At 62.6% G+C, this 17,447-nt stretch carries 12 protein-coding genes; 6 read left to right on the top strand and 6 right to left on the bottom strand.

Annotated elements, in window-relative coordinates; translation table 11 throughout:
* Both QOC89_RS11285 and QOC89_RS11280 read right to left on the bottom strand, forming a co-directional pair.
* The coding region (locus QOC89_RS11285; protein WP_323045090.1) for an alpha/beta fold hydrolase at window positions 1–563 on the bottom strand (563 nt) is incomplete at its 3' end.
* Between the two features lie 337 nt (window positions 564–900).
* Entirely contained in the window at window positions 901–1,878 is a 978-nt protein-coding gene (locus tag QOC89_RS11280; protein WP_323045089.1) for a histone deacetylase family protein, read from the bottom strand.
* A gap of 841 nt (window positions 1,879–2,719) precedes the next feature.
* Here QOC89_RS11280 and QOC89_RS11275 point away from each other — a divergent pair.
* The 3 genes from QOC89_RS11275 to QOC89_RS11265 all read left to right on the top strand — a co-directional run bounded on the left by QOC89_RS11275 (window position 2,720) and on the right by QOC89_RS11265 (window position 4,952).
* On the top strand, window positions 2,720–3,109 hold the full coding sequence (locus QOC89_RS11275) for a DUF6232 family protein (RefSeq protein WP_323045088.1): 390 nt from the start codon (window positions 2,720–2,722) through the stop codon (window positions 3,107–3,109).
* Between the two features lie 145 nt (window positions 3,110–3,254).
* Entirely contained in the window at window positions 3,255–3,599 is a 345-nt protein-coding gene (locus QOC89_RS11270; RefSeq protein ID WP_323045087.1) for a hypothetical protein, read from the top strand.
* 261 nt (window positions 3,600–3,860) lie between these two features.
* Window positions 3,861–4,952, top strand: a complete 1,092-nt coding sequence (locus QOC89_RS11265) for a hypothetical protein (RefSeq protein ID WP_323045086.1) — start codon at window positions 3,861–3,863, stop codon at window positions 4,950–4,952.
* 87 nt (window positions 4,953–5,039) lie between these two features.
* Here the strand turns inward: QOC89_RS11265 and QOC89_RS11260 are convergent, their stop codons facing one another.
* On the bottom strand, window positions 5,040–7,493 hold the full coding sequence (locus QOC89_RS11260) for a glycogen/starch/alpha-glucan phosphorylase (protein WP_323045085.1): 2,454 nt from the start codon (window positions 7,491–7,493) through the stop codon (window positions 5,040–5,042).
* 716 nt (window positions 7,494–8,209) lie between these two features.
* On the opposite strand from QOC89_RS11260, the gene QOC89_RS11255 reads away from it, so the two are divergent.
* Window positions 8,210–9,577 (top strand): MFS transporter, encoded by a 1,368-nt coding sequence (locus QOC89_RS11255; RefSeq protein ID WP_323045091.1) that lies wholly within the window; start codon window positions 8,210–8,212, stop codon window positions 9,575–9,577.
* A gap of 113 nt (window positions 9,578–9,690) precedes the next feature.
* Here the strand turns inward: QOC89_RS11255 and ltaE are convergent, their stop codons facing one another.
* Window positions 9,691–10,698 (bottom strand): low-specificity L-threonine aldolase, encoded by a 1,008-nt coding sequence (gene ltaE, locus QOC89_RS11250; RefSeq protein ID WP_323045084.1) that lies wholly within the window; start codon window positions 10,696–10,698, stop codon window positions 9,691–9,693.
* Window positions 10,699–11,252: 554 nt separating this feature from the next.
* On the opposite strand from ltaE, the gene QOC89_RS11245 reads away from it, so the two are divergent.
* Window positions 11,253–12,470, top strand: coding sequence for an NRAMP family divalent metal transporter (locus QOC89_RS11245; protein ID WP_323045083.1), 1,218 nt, complete (start codon window positions 11,253–11,255; stop codon window positions 12,468–12,470).
* Between the two features lie 89 nt (window positions 12,471–12,559).
* On the opposite strand, the gene QOC89_RS11240 is transcribed toward QOC89_RS11245, so the two are convergent.
* Entirely contained in the window at window positions 12,560–14,068 is a 1,509-nt protein-coding gene (locus QOC89_RS11240) for an MEDS domain-containing protein (RefSeq protein ID WP_323045082.1), read from the bottom strand.
* A 488-nt stretch (window positions 14,069–14,556) separates the two neighbouring features.
* On the opposite strand from QOC89_RS11240, the gene QOC89_RS11235 reads away from it, so the two are divergent.
* Window positions 14,557–16,395 (top strand): thiamine pyrophosphate-requiring protein, encoded by a 1,839-nt coding sequence (locus QOC89_RS11235; protein ID WP_323045081.1) that lies wholly within the window; start codon window positions 14,557–14,559, stop codon window positions 16,393–16,395.
* 168 nt (window positions 16,396–16,563) lie between these two features.
* On the opposite strand, the gene QOC89_RS11230 is transcribed toward QOC89_RS11235, so the two are convergent.
* Complete coding sequence (locus tag QOC89_RS11230; RefSeq protein ID WP_323045080.1) at window positions 16,564–17,337, bottom strand: murein hydrolase activator EnvC family protein; 774 nt, start codon at window positions 17,335–17,337, stop codon at window positions 16,564–16,566.
* Between the last annotated feature and the right edge of the window lie 110 nt (window positions 17,338–17,447).

Raw genomic sequence — 17,447 nt, 5'->3', positions numbered from 1 at the left:
ACGGATTGCCGCAACTGGTCGGTGGAGAACTCCGCTAGCGCTTTTCGAAACCTTGCGTGAAGTTCGCCATTCAGCGTTGCCCCGCGGCGGAAAAACATAGGAACGATGACGTCGATCATCGGTTCGGGAATCCTGCCGATCGATTCGATTACGTTCAACATTTGGAAATATTGGTCGCGCGTCGCTTCCGGCTCGGCGCCCCGGTCCGTATCCATCATGACGAGACACTTGACCCGGGCTGGTTCACGCAAGGCGAGCTCAGCCCCCCACATTCCGCCGACCGACAAGCCGACTATCGCGCACTGTCTGACACCTAGGGCATCCAGAAGGTGGCTCGCGTGAGTGGCCAAATCGCCGAGCGTTTGCGTATTCTCAGGGAGGCGCCCGGACTGTCCGTGGCCCCAAAGGTCTGGAGCGATGACCTGATAGTGGCGAGACAATGCGTCGATTTGCGGTGCCCACATTGACGAGTCCCACAAGTAGCTGTGTCCCAGCAGTACTGGAAATCCCGTGCCGTGAGTCTGGTAGTGCAACAGCTGTCCTTCAATTTCGAGAAATGGCATTTTCGATCAGGTTAAAGGTGTTCAGTTCAGTACGGCATCCGCGTGGTGAGCTCCCCGCCCGCAGTTCGCACTGCCTCATTCCCGAGAGACTACCCGCTGATTGGCAAATCAGCTGTGACCAAAGGTTACGATCATCGTTGCCAACTGAACCAGGTCGCATTGAAACGCTCAATGATCTTTGGAGCGAATGGGTTAAGTGGCGCAAGCGTCCGAAAAGGCGATGAATCGGATTCTATCGTTGCAATTTGAATGGCCGCTTGCTGCGACGAAGCCGCCGCGCGAGCGGCCGGAGACTGGTACCGACGAATGCCCCTTTATGGCCGGTCACGGTCGGAAGTCACTGCGTAGGCCCGGTAACCTGTGAGCCTGATCGGTCGACCTCAACATTCATTAAGGCACGGACATGCGCCACCGTGCCAGTGGCCAGGGCCTCCAGGCTATAACCCCCTTCCAGAATCGAAACGATGCGCCCCTCGCACGTCGCATCGGCAATACGCATCAACTCACTGGTAATCCAACGAAAATCGCTGTCCTCGAGGTTCAGGCTTGCGAGCGGGTCCAGGCGATGCGCATCGAAGCCTGCCGAAATGACGATAAGTTGGGGGCTGAACTGGCGTACCGCCGGCAACATGTCGGACTCGATCCGTGCACGGAAGAGTGCCGAATCACATCCACCGGGCAACGGGACGTTGACAATGTTGTGATTCACGCCGGTCTCGGATGCGGCGCCCGTACCGGGATACAAAGGCGACTGGTGGCTGGAGGTGTAAAACAGCTCCGGGCGGTTGAAAAATGCTGCCTGGGTGCCGTTGCCGTGATGGACGTCGAAGTCGACGACCGCGACGCGTTCGAGCTTGTACGCTTCATGAGCGTAAGCCGCAGCGATTGCAGCCTGATTGAAAATGCAAAAACCCATTGCCCTCGCTGGCTCGGCGTGATGACCACACGGACGCGTGGCGCAAAACGCGTTGCGCGCCTGCGCCTTCATCACCGCATCGACGGCGGCACAAGCCGCGCCGACGCAGCGCATCACGGCTTCCCACGAGCCCGGCGACATCACCGTGTCGCCCGCATCAAGCGGCACATAACCCCGCTGCGGGGCGATCTCCGCGACCTCATCGACGAAGGCCTGGTCGTGGATCAATTGCACCTGATCGAGTGTGCCCATCGGCGCATCGCGCCATTCCAGCGCCGCAAATTCCGGCGACTGCAACGCGCGCAACACGGCCTTCAGACGTTCCGGCGATTCCGGATGGTCAAGGCCCGGGCGATGATCCAGACACGCAGCATGGGAAAAAATAATGGTGGTCGTCATTTACATTGACACGCGGCGCAGACCGCGTCGTCTCCTTATTGCCAGTGCACTCGCAGCGCTGCCAGAGTGCATAACGCGGTAGTGGCGCGACTCATCAACCCCGCCCCAAACCTTCTGACTGCGCTAAGCAAGCATAGGGCCGCACGTACTTTCACGATAATTAGACATTGCTTGCGACATCATAGACGTTCGCTTATGGATCACCCTGTGCCCGAGCGCAATCGGTTTTTCCGAGGCCGCGGCCTACTCTGGAGCAGAGCAACGGGCGTTAATGGCCGAGGTCGCAAGTGCTGATCTGGCTGGGCTCCGCGGTCGTCGGCCTGCAGCGATTTCCGCACTCGGTCAGTTAGCTGCCGTTTGGCTGTCGAGGTCATGGGCTGCAGACGTGGGGCGAAAGTATGCATTCGTCAAAGTCGATAGCAATCATTTGTCGTTGCCGTCGGCGAATGGCCGCTCTGAAATGGTGAGCGGGCATATCGGCGTCGATGTGCGAACGACCGCTATGGCCGACAAGCTGCCTGTTCCTGTTCTGACGGCGGTGGCACGACGTGACAGAGGCGTCACTGGAACCAGCAACACCCCGTACCTAGCCACTAAATCTCATGTAAAGCCTAGCTTCCCGACAAGAGGCTAAAATCCTAGATATGCAATGAAGGCCGCGCCAGAGGACCGGCGAAGAAACAACACCAAATCTTAGTCAGAAAAATCCATAACTGAAATTTTTAGTCGGTTAAACACGAAACCCCGGCGAAGTAGGCCTCCCGGGCGACGAAAAAATCCGTATCTTTAGGAATTTGAAGTCTGTTACGCTGCGCCCTTTGCTACCGCTTCATTGAACTCGATGGAAACCCCTTTCAACGATCGTGGCGTGTCAGTCACGCGTAACGCACTCTCGTCCGCCGGCCAGGTTTTTCCGCTGCGCGATATCGTCGACGTGCAAGTCGTCACTGTGCAGAAGAACAAAGTCTTGCCGCGCGCAATCTCGCTCGTCGGCCTCATCGGCGCGATTGTCGGCGGGATATTCCGCTCGCCGGCCGGCATGGTGTGCGGCACGATGCTGGTGGTGGTCGGCTGGCTCACGTGGGCGACCCAGGACGTCACGCATCGCCTGATGGTGCAGACCGCCAATGGCGTGCGCGAAGCGCTCATGAGCACCGATCGCGAGTTCGTCGAGCGCGTGGCCGCCGCGGTGCACGAGGCGAAGGCAGCGCCCGCGGCGCCCCGGGCTTGAGCGGGCGCGGTGTGCACATGCGCGGCGTCGCCCGTTAACACAAAATTGATTCGCGACGCGGCAGCTTTTGCGCGTTGTTAAGGCCCGCGCCGCTAGAGTGGCTGGGTGTCAACAACGCGCGCCGCCTCGCCGAATCGGCGCAATCATGATGCTCACGTTCGTAGCAAGTTCTGAAACCCCCGCCCCGCGCACACGCCGCGAATCCCGCCTTCCCCGCCGCACGCATGTCGTCGTTCCCCTCGTCATCATCGATGTCACCGTGCCCGGCACGTCGTCGGCAAATGGACGGCGCGCGTTGCATGCCGCCCTCGGCGACGATCTGCGTCTTTACGTCGTCACCGTCGACCAGCAACACGAACGCGTCACCTTTCGTGTCGAAGTCACCTCGCGCTCGCTCGACGAAGTGATCGGTCTCCTGGCGGCCACCCTGGACTGTGCCACGCTCGGCCGCGCGCAAACCACCGTGATCCGCCGCCCGCGCGACTATTGACATAGATCAATGCTTGCACGGGCAAGTAACGATCCGCACCCAAACCTTGACACTTCTTTGCAATTGCCCGCGGGTGGCCGTGTAGAGTCGCCGCTCCTGTTATCGCGTGTTCCCTCCCGCAGGCCCCCAAGCGTCCCGGTTTCCCCGCCCGCGCCGCGGCAATCCAGTGAGATTGCCGCCAGTGCTGTCCTGACTGTCCAATTTGCAGCTCACGATGCATCGCCTTCGCCAGGGACCCGCCTTTTTGCAAAGCGTGATCTTATGTTCCTGTCGTCTTTCGATGCCGCTTGCCGGCGTTTTCAACATGGTGTTCGTCATTCGGCCACGGCCGCCTTGTTTGCAACCGGCGCGCTCGTTGCGCTGACCGGCTGCTCCACCACCTTCCCCACTCCCACGCCGCCGGCGCCCAATGCCGCGCTGATCAACGGCGGCAACGACGGCTTGCTGATTCCGCTGCACGTGGAACGTGCCGACGAAGATCATGCACGCCTTGGCCTGCCGGTCCAGCTCGACGGCAAGGCGGTTTACATGGCGCTCGACACGGGCACGCAAGGCGCGCGGGTATTGAAGTCCGTGCTGCCGGGTTCGGACTATGCAAGCGCCGGTGGCGTGACGTCGTTGTCATTCGCGAACGGGGTGGAGATTCTCGGCTCAGCCGTCAAGGTGCCGCTTAGCCTCGCCGGCACCACGCCAACGCCGGTCGCCGCGCAAGCGGTGGACGTCGTGCGTTGCCTGCCGAACGCGCGGCACTGTGTAGGGATGGATGGCTATACCGGTGAATTCGGCTGGGCGTTCTCCGGCATTTTCGGTGTCGGCGCCGGACGGCCGGACGACAACGCCTACACCCAACCCCTGCGCGCGTTGCCCGGCAACATCGGCCAACGCTATCTGGTCCACTCGAACTTCGCGAAGCCGTACATGGTGCTGAGCCCCTCGAGCGCCATCACGAAAGACTACACCATGGTGCCGATGACGGTGTCGAAAGACGGCACGGCGCAATGGCCGCGGGGCTGCGTGAATGTCGGCAACAAGATGACCTTCTGCGCGCCGCTGGAGTTCGCGACCGGCAGCACCGGCATGATCCGCATCGAAACGGACAAAGCCCCCAACTGGACCGGTGACGGCGATGTCGGCAACGTACTCGATCAGGGCAATTATGAGGCAGCGATCGGCACGGGGCCGTGGGTGCATCGTTACGAGACCGCTCAGGTGACGATCGTCAAGGCCAGGCCGGACGCCAACCGTATCGTGGTCGGTTTGATGGCGATGCAGAACATCGACATCCTGTTCGACTTCCCGCGCGGGCAATTCGGTTTGCATGCGGCGAAAGAGAGCGAACGATTCGCTCCTTGACGTTCACCTCTCGATAGAAAAGGCCGTGCGAATCAATCCCGCACGGCCTTTTTAATTGCGCAGGCGCTCTACGCGAACCCGCCTGCGTCAGTCCATGCTGAGCGGATTCACGTGCCAGATGTTGCGTGCATATTCGCCGATGGTGCGGTCCGAAGAAAACTGCCCCATGCCCGCGACGTTCTCGATCGCACTCTCGGCCCACGCGCGCTGGTCGACGAAACGCACGTCCACCTCCGCCTGCGCTTTTGCAAACGCGGCGAAATCGGCGAGCACCATGTAGTGATCGCCCCAATCCACCAGCGTATGGAAAATGTCGGAGAAACGCAGCGGATCGTCAGGCGAGAAGAAGCCCGTGCGAATCTGGTCGAGCGCCATGCGCAGTTCCGCATTCTCCTCGTACACCTGGCGCGGCCGGTAGCCGGTGGCGCGCAAGCTGTCCACTTCGTCGGCGGTATGACCGAAGATGAAGATGTTCTCGCGCCCCACTGCGTCGCAGATCTCGATGTTCGCGCCGTCCATCGTGCCGATCGTCAACGCGCCGTTCAACGCGAGCTTCATGTTGCCGGTGCCTGATGCTTCGGTGCCGGCCATCGAAATCTGCTCGGACAGATCGGCGGCCGGAATGATCAACTCGGCCACGCTCACGCCATAGTTCGGCACGAACACCACCTTGAGGCGATCGCCCACCAACGGGTCGTGATTGACTTTCTCGCTGACATCGCCGATCAGCTTGATGATCGTCTTCGCCATACGATATGCGGACGCGGCCTTGCCGGCGAACATCACCACACGCGGCACCCAGTCACGCTCCGGATTCGCGCGAATCTGGTTGTAGCGCACGATCACGTGCAGCACGTTCAGCAACTGCCGCTTGTATTCGTGAATGCGCTTGACCTGCAGGTCGAACAACGCGTTGGGATCAAAATGCAGTTTCGTGTGATGCGCGAGCCGCTGCGCAAGGCGCAGTTTGTTCTGCCGCTTCGCTTCGCGGAACGCGTCGATGAACCCGCTGTCGTTGCGCAGACTGCGCAGTTGTTCCAGCTCGAGCAGATTGCTGCGCCAATGTTTGCCGATCTGCTGATCGATCAGCGACGACAGTGACGGATTCGCCTGCGCCAGCCAGCGCCGCGGCGTAATGCCGTTGGTCACGTTGGTGAAGCGATCCGGATAGATGCGCGCGAAGTCGGCGAAGATATCGCGCACCATCAATTGCGAGTGAAGCTTGGATACGCCATTCACCTTGTGACTCGCGACGATCGCCAGATACGCCATCCGCACCCGCCGCTGGCCGTATTCGTCGACGAGCGAAATGCGGCGGATCATCTCGGCGTCATGGCCCGATTGCTCGCTGACATGCTTGAGAAAGCCGGCGTTGATCTCGAAGATGATCTCCAGATGCCGCGGCAGCAGGCGCGCGAGCATCTCGACGTCCCACGTTTCGAGGGCTTCGGGCATCAACGTGTGGTTCGTGTACGAGAAGATCTTCGTGACGTGCTGCCAGGCCTTGTCCCATGGTTGATGATGCACGTCCACCAGCAAACGCATCAGCTCCGGAATCGCCAGCACCGGGTGCGTATCGTTCAGATGCACCGCGACCTTTTCGGAGAAGCGTCCGAACGTACTGTGCGTGCGCTGATAGCGGCGAATCAGATCCTGCATCGTCGCCGAAACAAAGAAGTATTCCTGGCGCAGCCGCAACTCGCGGCCGGCCGGCGTCGAATCATCCGGATACAGCAGCCGCGACACGTTCTCCGACATGTTCTTGGTGTCGACCGCGTTGCGGTAATCGCCGCGGTTGAACGCGCCGAGGTCGAGTTCTTCGGTGGCGCGCGCGGACCACAGGCGCAGCGTGTTCGTCGCACTGGTCGCGTAACCCGGAATCACCGTGTCGTAGGCCGTGGCGTTGACATGCTGGGTGTCGATCCAGTCGACGTGCTCGCCACGCTGCACCGTGCGGCCGCCGAAATGCACCATGTACTTGATCTCGGGTCGCGGAAACTCCCACGGATTGCCCGCGCGCAGCCAGTAGTCCGGCGCTTCGACCTGCTCGCCGTCGACGATCTCCTGGCGAAACATGCCATATTCATAACGGATCCCGTAGCCGAAGCCCGGAATGCCGAGCGTCGCCATCGAATCGAGAAAACAGGCCGCGAGCCGGCCGAGGCCGCCGTTGCCAAGCGCGGCATCCGGCTCGATATTGACCAGCATCTCCATGTCGACGCCGAGACTCGCGAGCGCTTCCTTCATCTGATCGTGAATGCCGAGCGCAAGCAAGGCGTTCGTAAACGTGCGGCCGATCAGGAACTCCATCGACAGGTAGTAGACGCGTTTGACGTCCTGTTCGTACTGCAGGCGCGTGGTCTTCATCCAGCGCGCGACCAGCCGGTCGCGCACGGCGAGTGCCGCGGCGTGCAGCCAGTCATGCGGGTGAGCGGTGACGGCGTCCTTGCCGACGCCGTACATCATGCGATTGGAAATTGAGCGCCGTAGCGCGTCGACGGTACTGTTGAGCTGGTCGAATTCCAGATCGACGGCTGTCATCGAAGCCTCCGGGGAAAAAACGACGCGACATACGCAAACCGCATAGAGGACGGACGGGAGGCGCGTGCCGGTCAGGCGGGTGAACAAACAGAGTACGACATTTTACGGTCCGCGGACACTCGCGGGCACGAGCGGGTGCTCACGCACATGCCATGCCCGCCGATCCACGGCGCCTGACGGGTTTCGCGCACGTACGCGGTGCAAGCGGCGGGTGCGCGGCACTGTGCGCGTGCATCGGCTCGCCAAACCGGCAAACGATGGCGAGTGATGAAAGCTGTCTGCATGGAAAAGGCAGCTCGATTATTTTTCCGGCGTGTGACTTGCCGATGACTGCGTCGACAGGTTCGATGCGTGATCAAATCGAAGTGCCTCGTCTGCGGGACCGTTATGCCTAAGTGGTCTGTGCCGACGCGGCCGCGCCAGTTCGAAGATGCCGGGCGGGCTTGACCGTTAGTTGCATTAGAGCGTTTAGCCCGGCGCCCTCGCCCTGTTCCCCGCCCAGCAGGATTTCCGGGTCTCTGTAACAATCGCACCATTCGCCGCGCGAGCCACCCTGACCGCCGGGCTCAGGCCGCGCCCGTTTCACGCCACGCAACCCTGCCGCTTGCACGCCGCGCCGACTCTGCGACGCGTCCGGTGCTTCGGCATGCATAACCGACGAACCCGCCTTGTCCGACAAACCCAGCGCCACCTCCACCTTTCCCGCGGACGGCCCGATGTCCGCCGCCAACCGTCGCGCGATGATCGCGATCATGCTGGCGGTTGCGCTCGCCACGATCGATACCGCGATCGCCAACACCGCCCTACCTTCGATGGCGGCGGATCTGCATGCCGCGCCGGCGGCGTCGGTGTGGATCATCAACGCCTACCAGCTCTCGATGGTCGCGACGCTGCTGCCGCTGGCCGCGCTCGGCGACATCGTTGGGCATCGCAGGATTTATATCAGCGGGATTGCGCTGTTCACGCTGGCCTCGCTCGCCTGCGCGCTCGCGCCGACGCTGCCGGTGCTCACCGCCGCGCGCGCGGTGCAAGGCCTCGGGGCGGCCGGGATCATGAGCGTCAACACCGCGCTGATCCGCTATCTGCATCCGCCGCACCGGCTCGGACGAGCCCTCGGCATCAACGCACTCGTTGTCGGCGTATCGTTCGCGATCGGGCCGACGGCGGCGTCGCTGATCCTGTCCGTTGGCACATGGCCCTGGCTGTTCGCGGTCAACGTGCCGCTCGGTCTGCTGGCGCTGACCTTCGCGTGGCCCGCGCTGCCGCATACCGAACGCGGCCGGCACAACTTCGACCCGGTTGCAGCGCTTCTCAATGTGATCACCTTTGCCGCGCTGGTTTTCGCGCTCGGCGAAGCGGCCCAGCGCGCTTCGGCGCAACTCGTGCTGAGCGCGGCGGCGATTGCCGTGGTGTTCGGGCTGTTGCTGATTCGCCGCGAAGCGGGTCATCCGGCGCCGATGCTGCCCATCGATCTGTTCAAGCGGCCGGTGTTTGCGTTGTCGGCGGTGACTGCCGTGTGCTCGTTCGCCGCGCAAGGGCTGGCGTTCGTGTCGCTGCCGTTTTACTTCGAAGATGTGCTGCATCGCAGCCAGGTCGAGACCGGTTTTCTGATGACGCCGTGGCCCGTGGTCGTCGCGCTGGCCGCGCCGCTGGCGGGCACGCTGTCCGACCACTATCCGCCGGGCCTGCTCGGTGCGATCGGCCTTGCTGTGTTGTCGGCGGGGATGGCGTCGCTGGCGTTGTTGCCGGCGCACCCGCATGTGCTCGACATCGGCATCCGGATGGCGGTGTGCGGCGCCGGCTTCGGCTTCTTTCAGTCGCCCAACCTGAAGGCATTGATGGCGAGCGCGCCGCCCGAGCGCAGCGGCGGCGCGAGCGGTATCGTTGCGACGGCCCGGCTAATCGGGCAGACCACCGGCGCCGCACTGGTCGCGCTGAGCTTCGGCATCGCCGGCCGGCATGGACCGACGCTCGCGCTCGGCGCCGGCGCCTTCTTTGCGGGCGCGGCGAGCCTCGCGAGCGGACTGCGGCTGTTCGCGCCGTCGCATCGCGCGGGCGCGCAAGCGGAAGCGTCGGCGAAATAAATAAAGCGGGCGCACTGCTGTGGCAGTGCGCCCGCTTTTTTATCCCGGCTGTTCAAACCACTTTTTTACCTCAGCGGTTTAAGTCAGCCTTCCAGCGTTGCCATTCCGCCCGATCAACGCGCGGCGAAATATCCCTTCACCGCGGCGATAAACGTATCGATATCCGCACGTGACACATCCTTGTGCGTGACGAAGCGCGACGCGTACAGCATCTGCGTGAGGATGCCACGCTCCTTGAGCCACGCTTCGAGCGCCGCGCAATCCTGCTGCGGAAACTGCGCGAACACCATGTTGGTCGCGATCGACTGCACCCTGACCTGATCGATCGACTCCAGACCGGCCGCCAGATGCGCGGCGTGCGCGTGGTCGTCGGCGAGACGGTCGACGTTGTGATCCAACGCGTACAGGCAAGCCGCCGCCAGCACGCCGGCCTGGCGCATCCCGCCGCCCAGCACCTTGCGCCAGCGATGCGCCACATCGATCAGCGCCTGGCTGCCCACCAGTACCGAACCGACCGGCGCGCCCAGGCCCTTCGAAAAACAGATCGAGACCGAATCGAACGGCGCGCACAGCGCGGCCACCGGCTTGCCCGAGGCCACCGCCGCGTTATAGACGCGCGCGCCGTCGAGGTGAGCGGATAAGCCGCGCTGACGCGCCAGCTGCACGGCCTCCTCGACGTACCCCGCCGGCAATACCTTGCCGCCGATGGTGTTTTCCAGCGCCAGCAGCCGCGTGCGCGCGAAGTGGTCGTCGATCGGTTTGATTGCCGCGGCGATCTTCTCGAGCGGGATCGAACCGTCGGCGGCATTTTCGAGCGGCTGCGGCTGGATGCTGCCGAGCACCGCCGCGCCGCCGCCTTCGTACTTATAGGTGTGCGCCAACTGGCCGACGATGTATTCGTCGCCGCGCGCGCAGTGCGCCATCAATGCCGCCAGATTGCTCTGCGTGCCGCTTGGGAAGAACAGGCCGGCTTCCTTGCCGGCGCGCTCCGCGACCGTTGCTTGCAGACGCAGCACGGTTGGGTCGTCGCCCCAGACGTCGTCGCCGACTTCGGCGGCCGACATTGCCGCGAGCATGGCGGGGGTCGGACGGGTTACGGTATCGCTGCGCAAATCGATCATGGTGAGAGCCTTTGTGTCCCTGTTGTGACAATGCATGACAGCCTGTGGCAACCGGTTCGCGTGCCGCTTCATCTGCTTCGATGGACGGTGTGCGCTCCGGCTGATGAGCCCCACATTTTGCGGTGTGCTCCGGGCTTTGTCATTGGTGCGATGCAGCATCCTGCCCCGCTGACGCTCCATCCATTCAGCGATTCTTCGATCGTCATTCAATTGAGACGAGGCCGGAACGCGGTCTTCGACAGCGGGCGACATAGAGTAGAACGCCATAAATGCGAGGCATAGCGGGTGCGGGGAATTGCCGCGCCTTTCCTGCCCTGCCACGGGTACTTATCTTGCTGCTGCACTCACGACTCACACGCGCCTCCCAAGCCATGTTTCCGGTGGCTACGCGTGACGTTTGCGTGATGTTTCAACCGCGGCGAAAAGCGATCGAACGCCGGCATGAGCGGCCTATCGCCACTCAGCGATTTCAGGAGCGCAACATTACCTACCGTCACGACAGTGTTCCAGGTCAAACCGCCGCACACTCCTGGGCGGCCGATATTGGGCCGGGCGTGATCTCCACCGCAGCCGACAACGACCCAAGCGGTATCGCCACCTATTCGCTTGCGGGAGCGCAGTTCGGTTACGACCTGCTGTGGACGTGCGTGCTGTCCTATCCGTTGATCGTCGCCTTGCAGCTCGTATCAGCGCGGATCGCGCGTCTGACCGGCAAGGGATTGACGACCAACATGCGAGAGCATTACTCGCGCCTCTGGTTCTTCCTCGCGGTTGCACGCTTCCTGATCGCCAACACCTTCAATATCGCCGCCGATGTCGTCGCGATGGGTGTGGCCGCTCAACTGCTGTGGCACGGCTCGGTGCCGGCCTTCGCAGCGGTGTTCCTGGTGCTCTCCGCTGTACTTCAGTGGTTCGTTCCGTATCCGAAGTACGCGCGCGTGCTGCGATGGCTGGCGCTGTCGCTATTCGCTTACGTCGTCGTCGACATCGCGCTGCGTCTTCCCTGGTCGACGATCGCGATCAAAACGCTGATACCTCACGTAACCTGGTCCGTGCATTATCTGGAGATGCTGCTCGCGGTACTCGGCACGACCATCAGCCCATACCTGCTCTACTCACAGGCCGAACAGCAGGTGGAAGCGCAGCGCCCTGAACAACGGACCCAGGTCAATCGCTCAGCAAACGGGTCGCGTCACGAGCGGTTCCAAAGCTTGCGCGCCGACACATTGATTCGAACGGCTATGTCCAACGCCGTTGCGTTATCCATCATGATCGCCGCGGCAGCGAGCCTCCATGCGGGAGGCGAGGCCGTCGACACGCCCGTTTCCCTCGCGGGCGCGCTTGCGCCGATCGCGGGCCCGTTCGCTTCGCACGTGTTGGGACTGGCATTGCTCAGCAGCGCGTTGCTGGCGTTACCGCCACTTGCCGGTTCCGCGGCACACGCGGTCGCGAGTGGCTTTAACTGGCATAACGACGCCTCGAATGACCGGCGCATCGCCTATACGCACATTGCGGTCGTAGCACTAGGCGGCGCCGTCGGCGTCGCGCTGGCGGCAATGCGATTCGACCCGCTGCGCATTCTGTACTGGAGCGCGGTGCTCAATGGGACGACCGCGACGCCCGTGATGGTGCTGCTGGTGCTGCTCAGCACGAAGCACTCGTCGGTGGGCGATCTGAGTTCGCACTGGACGTTGCGCGTGCTGGCCTGGCTGGCAACCGTCGGCATGGGCGCCGCCGTTGCCGCCCGCTATGCGTGTGGATGGCTCAGTTGACGCTCAATGCGTTGCCGCGGCACGACGAGAAGCTGAATGAAGGAAAACTGCATAAAGGCTCATGCAGCGTCTTTTACTGTCGCAACACGCTAGAGATTCGTCAACACTTGCGCGGCACCCGCGTTGGCCTGCCCGACGCAAACCTCGCCGCGGACATGTGCGTCGAACGCGTCCTCATTCTCCGGTGCACTGATCGGCGACTTCACCAACGGCAGACGCACGATGAATTCCGACCCGGTCCCAGGGCCTGCGGAGAAGGCCTCGACCGTGCCCCCGCAACCGGCAACGATTTCACGAACCACCGACAAGCCAAGCCCCCGACCTTCGACACCCAGCGCACGACCTTCGAGACCGCGCGTATAAGGCTCGAAGATCGTTTTCAGCTCGCGCGGCGCGATTCCGATGCCGTTGTCGCGCACGCTGATATAGCAGAAGCATCCCGCCCGAGCCGCCGTCACCGAGACCGTATCCGTCGGGGAAGAATATTTGAGCGCGTTCACCATGACGTTGACGAACACCTGCGTCAGCTTACAGAAGTCGCCGAGCACGAAAAGCGGCGCAGCGCTTCTCGCCAGATCGATCGGCAAATGTCCTGGGACACCCGCTTGCGCTACCTGAATGCAATGCGCGAGCAGGTCGTCGACGTCGACGTGCCCCGCTTGCGCCGGCCGCGCGTCCACTTCGGGGTCGCCCCCCGCTTCCAGCGAGCCCGAACATCGAATATGAGCCGGTGCCATCAATTGCTGAGCCAACTGGCCCAGCAGGTTGGCTTGCCGTGATAGCACCAGCGCATACCGCGTGAGCTGTTCGTCGTGCCTATATTGGGTGTTCAGCAAACGTGCAAGCAGGCTGAGCGGCGTAATCGCATTGCGAATCTCATGGCCGATCATCGGCCCGACGGCGAACTGATGTGCGGCCTCGATGGAGGACTCACTGAGCGCCGCGCCCGGTTGCGTTTCACTGCTAACCTGCCGCGGTTCAACCGAGGGTATCGCCAGCCGTCCAACTTTGGGCGCGGGCCGGGCCACCAATTCAGCAGGTGACGGCGCCACCGTCGCATCATGCAGACGTCCGATCTCGCGGGTCTGGGCGGCGCGCAACCCCTGTACGCAGTAGGTGCACAAACCGACGATCGGACTCGCGGCGAGCTTGTGCTTCAGCGTGGCTTCATAGTCGAGCAGTGCCGCCCAATCGGTGTTCTCGTTGCACACAGCGTCGCCCGCGACCCGTAGACCTTCGAAGCCGCGTCCGAGCGCATCGTTGACTGCAGCCGACCATACGCCCACCGTGGCACTGCCGTTGAAGCCGGTGCGCGACGGCGCATAGAGCTGGGCGCCATCGAGAATCTGCAACTGCCCGGCGTCGATATATTCGGTGAGTGCGGGCATTGCCCGCGTCAGCATATGACGGGCTTTGTCCGGACCCAGCAATGCGGGCGCGACCCATACGCCGACTTCCCGCTGCGCGAGTCCGGCCTGAAGGAAATTCGCTGTCACGCTGAGTAATTCGTTGCGCGTCTCGTAGAAGTGACAAAGATGGGTGCCCCAGGAAATGGGTCCAAGTGAAGCAATTCCGCTTTTACGATTTCCGGTGGTCATCGTTTCCCTAAAAATACGTGGGCCAAAAACCACTGCAGCGCTGCTCGACGGAATCGACAGCGCGTTCAAAAATAAAAAATGTTTCCCCTGCTGGCGCGCATGTCCGGCAGTCCTGACTGAAATCAGGAAGCAGAATCGTCACGCCGGATCGGTGATACGAGAGTCACGAGGAAAATAAAGTAAGTGACGGGCACTTTTGAAAGAATAGTCGTTTTCCCTAGCCGATTCTTCAGCGTTGCAGCAGCACATTCGTCATACGCATGTCGCAATGGGCATGGTCTGGCTGAGTGCTGAGGGGTCGCCAGCGCGCTTGAACTGCGCGTTCAGCCCAGGGGCGCGAAAGCGCGATGTCGGCGTTGACGGTTACAGCTTGTAATATCGCGGAACGGGATTTGCGCGACACGTCGGATGTGTGCAACCGGCGGCGCGAGATGGCAAGACCAAATCGCTCCGGCCGTTGCCGCTTAAATCGCACTCAAGGAGAGAGCATGTCCGATACCGTTGGCGACTTCATCATCGAGCGGCTTCACGCCTGGGGCGTGCGCCGCATTTACGGCTATCCCGGCGACGGTATCAATGGGGTCTTCGGCGCCCTCAACCGTGCCCAGACCAAGGCGCGGAAAGAGCAGAAAGACCAGGATCATCCCACCCATCCCATCGAATTCGTCCAGGTCCGTCACGAGGAAATGGCCGCCTTCATGGCCGCTGCCCATGCCAAATTCACCGGCGAACTCGGGGTTTGCATCGCCACCTCGGGCCCTGGCGCGTCGCATCTGATCACCGGCCTTTACGACGCGCGAATGGATCACATGCCGGTTCTCGCGATCGCGGGGCAGCAGGCCCGAGCGGCGCTCGGCGGCCACTATCAGCAGGAACTCGACCTGGTCTCCCTGTTCAAGGACGTCGCCGGTGCTTTCGTCGAGCAGGCCAGTGTGCCGGCTCAAGTCCGCCATCTGATCGACCGTGCGGTTCGTACCGCGCTCGCCGAGCGCAAGGTTACCGCGATCATCCTGCCTAACGACCTGCAGGACCTGCCCTATGAAGCGCCCGGCCGCAAACACGGCACGTTGCACTCTGGCGTCGGCTATCGCGCGCCGCGTCTCGTGCCGTATCCCGACGATCTTCAGCAGGCCGCCAACGTCCTCAATGCCGGCAAGAAAGTCGCGATCCTCGTTGGGGCGGGCGCTTTGCACGCCACTGACGACGTGATCGCCGTCGCCGAAAAGCTCGGTGCCGGGGTCGCCAAAGCACTGCTCGGCAAAGCCGTGCTGCCCGACGATTTGCCTTGGGTCACGGGGTCGATCGGCCTGCTCGGCACCAAACCCAGTTACGACCTGATGAGCGAGTGCGACACGCTGCTGATGATCGGCTCGGGCTTTCCTTATGCGGAATTCTTGCCGAAGGAAGGCGCGGCGCGCGGCGTGCAGATCGACATCAAGGCCGACATGCTGAGCCTGCGTTATCCGATGGAAGTGAATCTGGTCGGCGACAGCGTCGAAACCTTGCGCGCGCTGCTGCCGCTCCTGGAAGAAAAAAAGGACCGTGCCTGGCGCAAGAAGATCGAAGGCTGGACCGCGGACTGGTGGAAAACGCTCGACAAGCGCGCGCACGAAGCCGGCAAGGACGCGGTCAATCCGCAGCGCACGGTATGGGAATTGTCCAAGCGCATTCCCGCCAACGCGATCGTGACGAGCGACTCCGGCTCGGTCGCGAACTGGTACGCGCGCGATCTGAAGGTGCAACGCGGCATGATGTGTTCGCTATCGGGCGGTCTCGCGTCGATGGGCGCGGCCGTGCCTTATGCGATCGCGGCGAAATTCGCCTACCCCGAGCGGCCCGTGATCGCGCTGGTCGGCGATGGCGCGATGCAAATGAACAACATGGCCGAACTGATCACGGTCTCGAAGTACTGGCAAGGCTGGGCCGATCCGCGCTGGATCTGCATGGTGCTGAACAACGGCGACCTCAACCAGGTGACATGGGAACAGCGCGCGATGGAAGGCGATCCGAAGTTCGAGGCCTCGCAGGACATTCCGTCGGTGCCGTATCACAAGTTCGCGGAAATGATCGGCCTGAAAGGCATTTACGTCGACGACGCCGAACAGATGGGCGCCGCCTGGGACGAAGCCTTCGCCGCGGATCGGCCCGTGGTCATCGAAGTCAAGGCCGATCCGAATATCGCGCCCTTGCCGCCGCATTTCACGCTCGCGCAGGCCAAGGCCTTTGCGTCGACGCTGATGAAGGGCGATCCGGATCAAGGCAATGTCATCGTCGAAACGGCCAAACAGGTGCTCGGCGCGGTACTGCCGGGCCATCACGATAAATAGAGCGCGTTACGGCGCCTGGCGCCAGCCTCAGTGGAGGACAGGGATGAACGCGATGGCACTGCCAGGCGTGATGGCCGATCTCATCGGCACGGAGGGTCTCGCAATAACCTGATCGACCGATGGATGACGGTTCGATTCGAACCGTCATCAAGTCACGATCACCTGGAATCACCCACCCGACTTGGGCAGCCACGTGAGCGGATCGACCGGCTGGCCGTTCTGGCGAACTTCGAACTGGATCGATGCGACGCCCCGGCTATCCACGCCGACTTCGCCGATAGTCTGCCCTTGCGCAACAGCATCGCCTTCCTTGACCAGCAGCGTGCTGTTCTGCCCGTAGGCGGTGATCAGAGAGTCGTCGTGCTTGATGATGATGAGCGGACCGTACGCCTCGATACCCGTGCCCGCATAGACCACCCGGCCGGTGGCGGCAGCCTTGACCGGCTCGCCAGGATGGCCGCCGATCACGATGCCGTTCGACTTGCCGGGCGCAAAGGCTTTCAGCACGGGACCGCGCAGCGGCCACAACAGCACGCCTTGCTGCGCAACACCGGCCGTGCCGGTCGCCCCAGGCGTCGAGAGCGAACCATTCTGACCGGCAACATTGACCGGCGGCGTCACCACACTACCCGACGCCATCGGCGGCGCCACCCGCAGCACCTGCCCCGGATTGACCGCTGAATTCGCCGCGAGGCCGTTCCACGCCGCGATCTCCTGCGGCCTACGGCCATACGCCGACGCGATGCCCGCCAGCGTGTCGCCCTGATTGGCACGGTAGTAGCCGGCCGGCACGGGGACCGTGGTGAGGGTGGTCGGCTGGGACGGCGCGCCGCTATAGAACGGCGTGCTTTCCCATGGCATCGACGTACAGCCGCTCACCAACACGCCGAAGGTGGCCGCGATCAGCAACCGGCTCGCCGTGAATTGCCATTGTCTTGTCATGTGATTTTCCTCGACACTTTGATTCGATCGGTTTCAACCAGCCCCCAAGCATTTGCCGTGCCGCTTGACTCGACTCGGCTCTCGTGACGCGACACGCTCACCGCAGCGCG

The organism is Paraburkholderia sp. (assembly GCF_034668105.1).
Classification (GTDB): domain Bacteria; phylum Pseudomonadota; class Gammaproteobacteria; order Burkholderiales; family Burkholderiaceae; genus Paraburkholderia.
Note: the sequence above shows the minus strand (reverse complement) of the source record. Positions and strands in the feature narration are given on the sequence as shown.

Excerpts from the sequence above, each read along its gene's own strand:
- QOC89_RS11280 (WP_323045089.1), bottom strand. The coding sequence starts at position 1,878 with ATGACGACCACCATTATTTTTTCCCATGCTGCGTGTCTGGATCATCGC.
- QOC89_RS11275 (WP_323045088.1), top strand. The coding sequence starts at position 2,720 with ATGGAAACCCCTTTCAACGATCGTGGCGTGTCAGTCACGCGTAACGCA.
- QOC89_RS11270 (WP_323045087.1), top strand. The coding sequence starts at position 3,255 with ATGATGCTCACGTTCGTAGCAAGTTCTGAAACCCCCGCCCCGCGCACA.
- QOC89_RS11265 (WP_323045086.1), top strand. The coding sequence starts at position 3,861 with ATGTTCCTGTCGTCTTTCGATGCCGCTTGCCGGCGTTTTCAACATGGT.
- QOC89_RS11260 (WP_323045085.1), bottom strand. The coding sequence starts at position 7,493 with ATGACAGCCGTCGATCTGGAATTCGACCAGCTCAACAGTACCGTCGAC.
- QOC89_RS11255 (WP_323045091.1), top strand. The coding sequence starts at position 8,210 with ATGTCCGCCGCCAACCGTCGCGCGATGATCGCGATCATGCTGGCGGTT.
- ltaE (WP_323045084.1), bottom strand. The coding sequence starts at position 10,698 with ATGATCGATTTGCGCAGCGATACCGTAACCCGTCCGACCCCCGCCATG.
- QOC89_RS11240 (WP_323045082.1), bottom strand. The coding sequence starts at position 14,068 with ATGACCACCGGAAATCGTAAAAGCGGAATTGCTTCACTTGGACCCATT.
- QOC89_RS11235 (WP_323045081.1), top strand. The coding sequence starts at position 14,557 with ATGTCCGATACCGTTGGCGACTTCATCATCGAGCGGCTTCACGCCTGG.
- QOC89_RS11230 (WP_323045080.1), bottom strand. The coding sequence starts at position 17,337 with ATGACAAGACAATGGCAATTCACGGCGAGCCGGTTGCTGATCGCGGCC.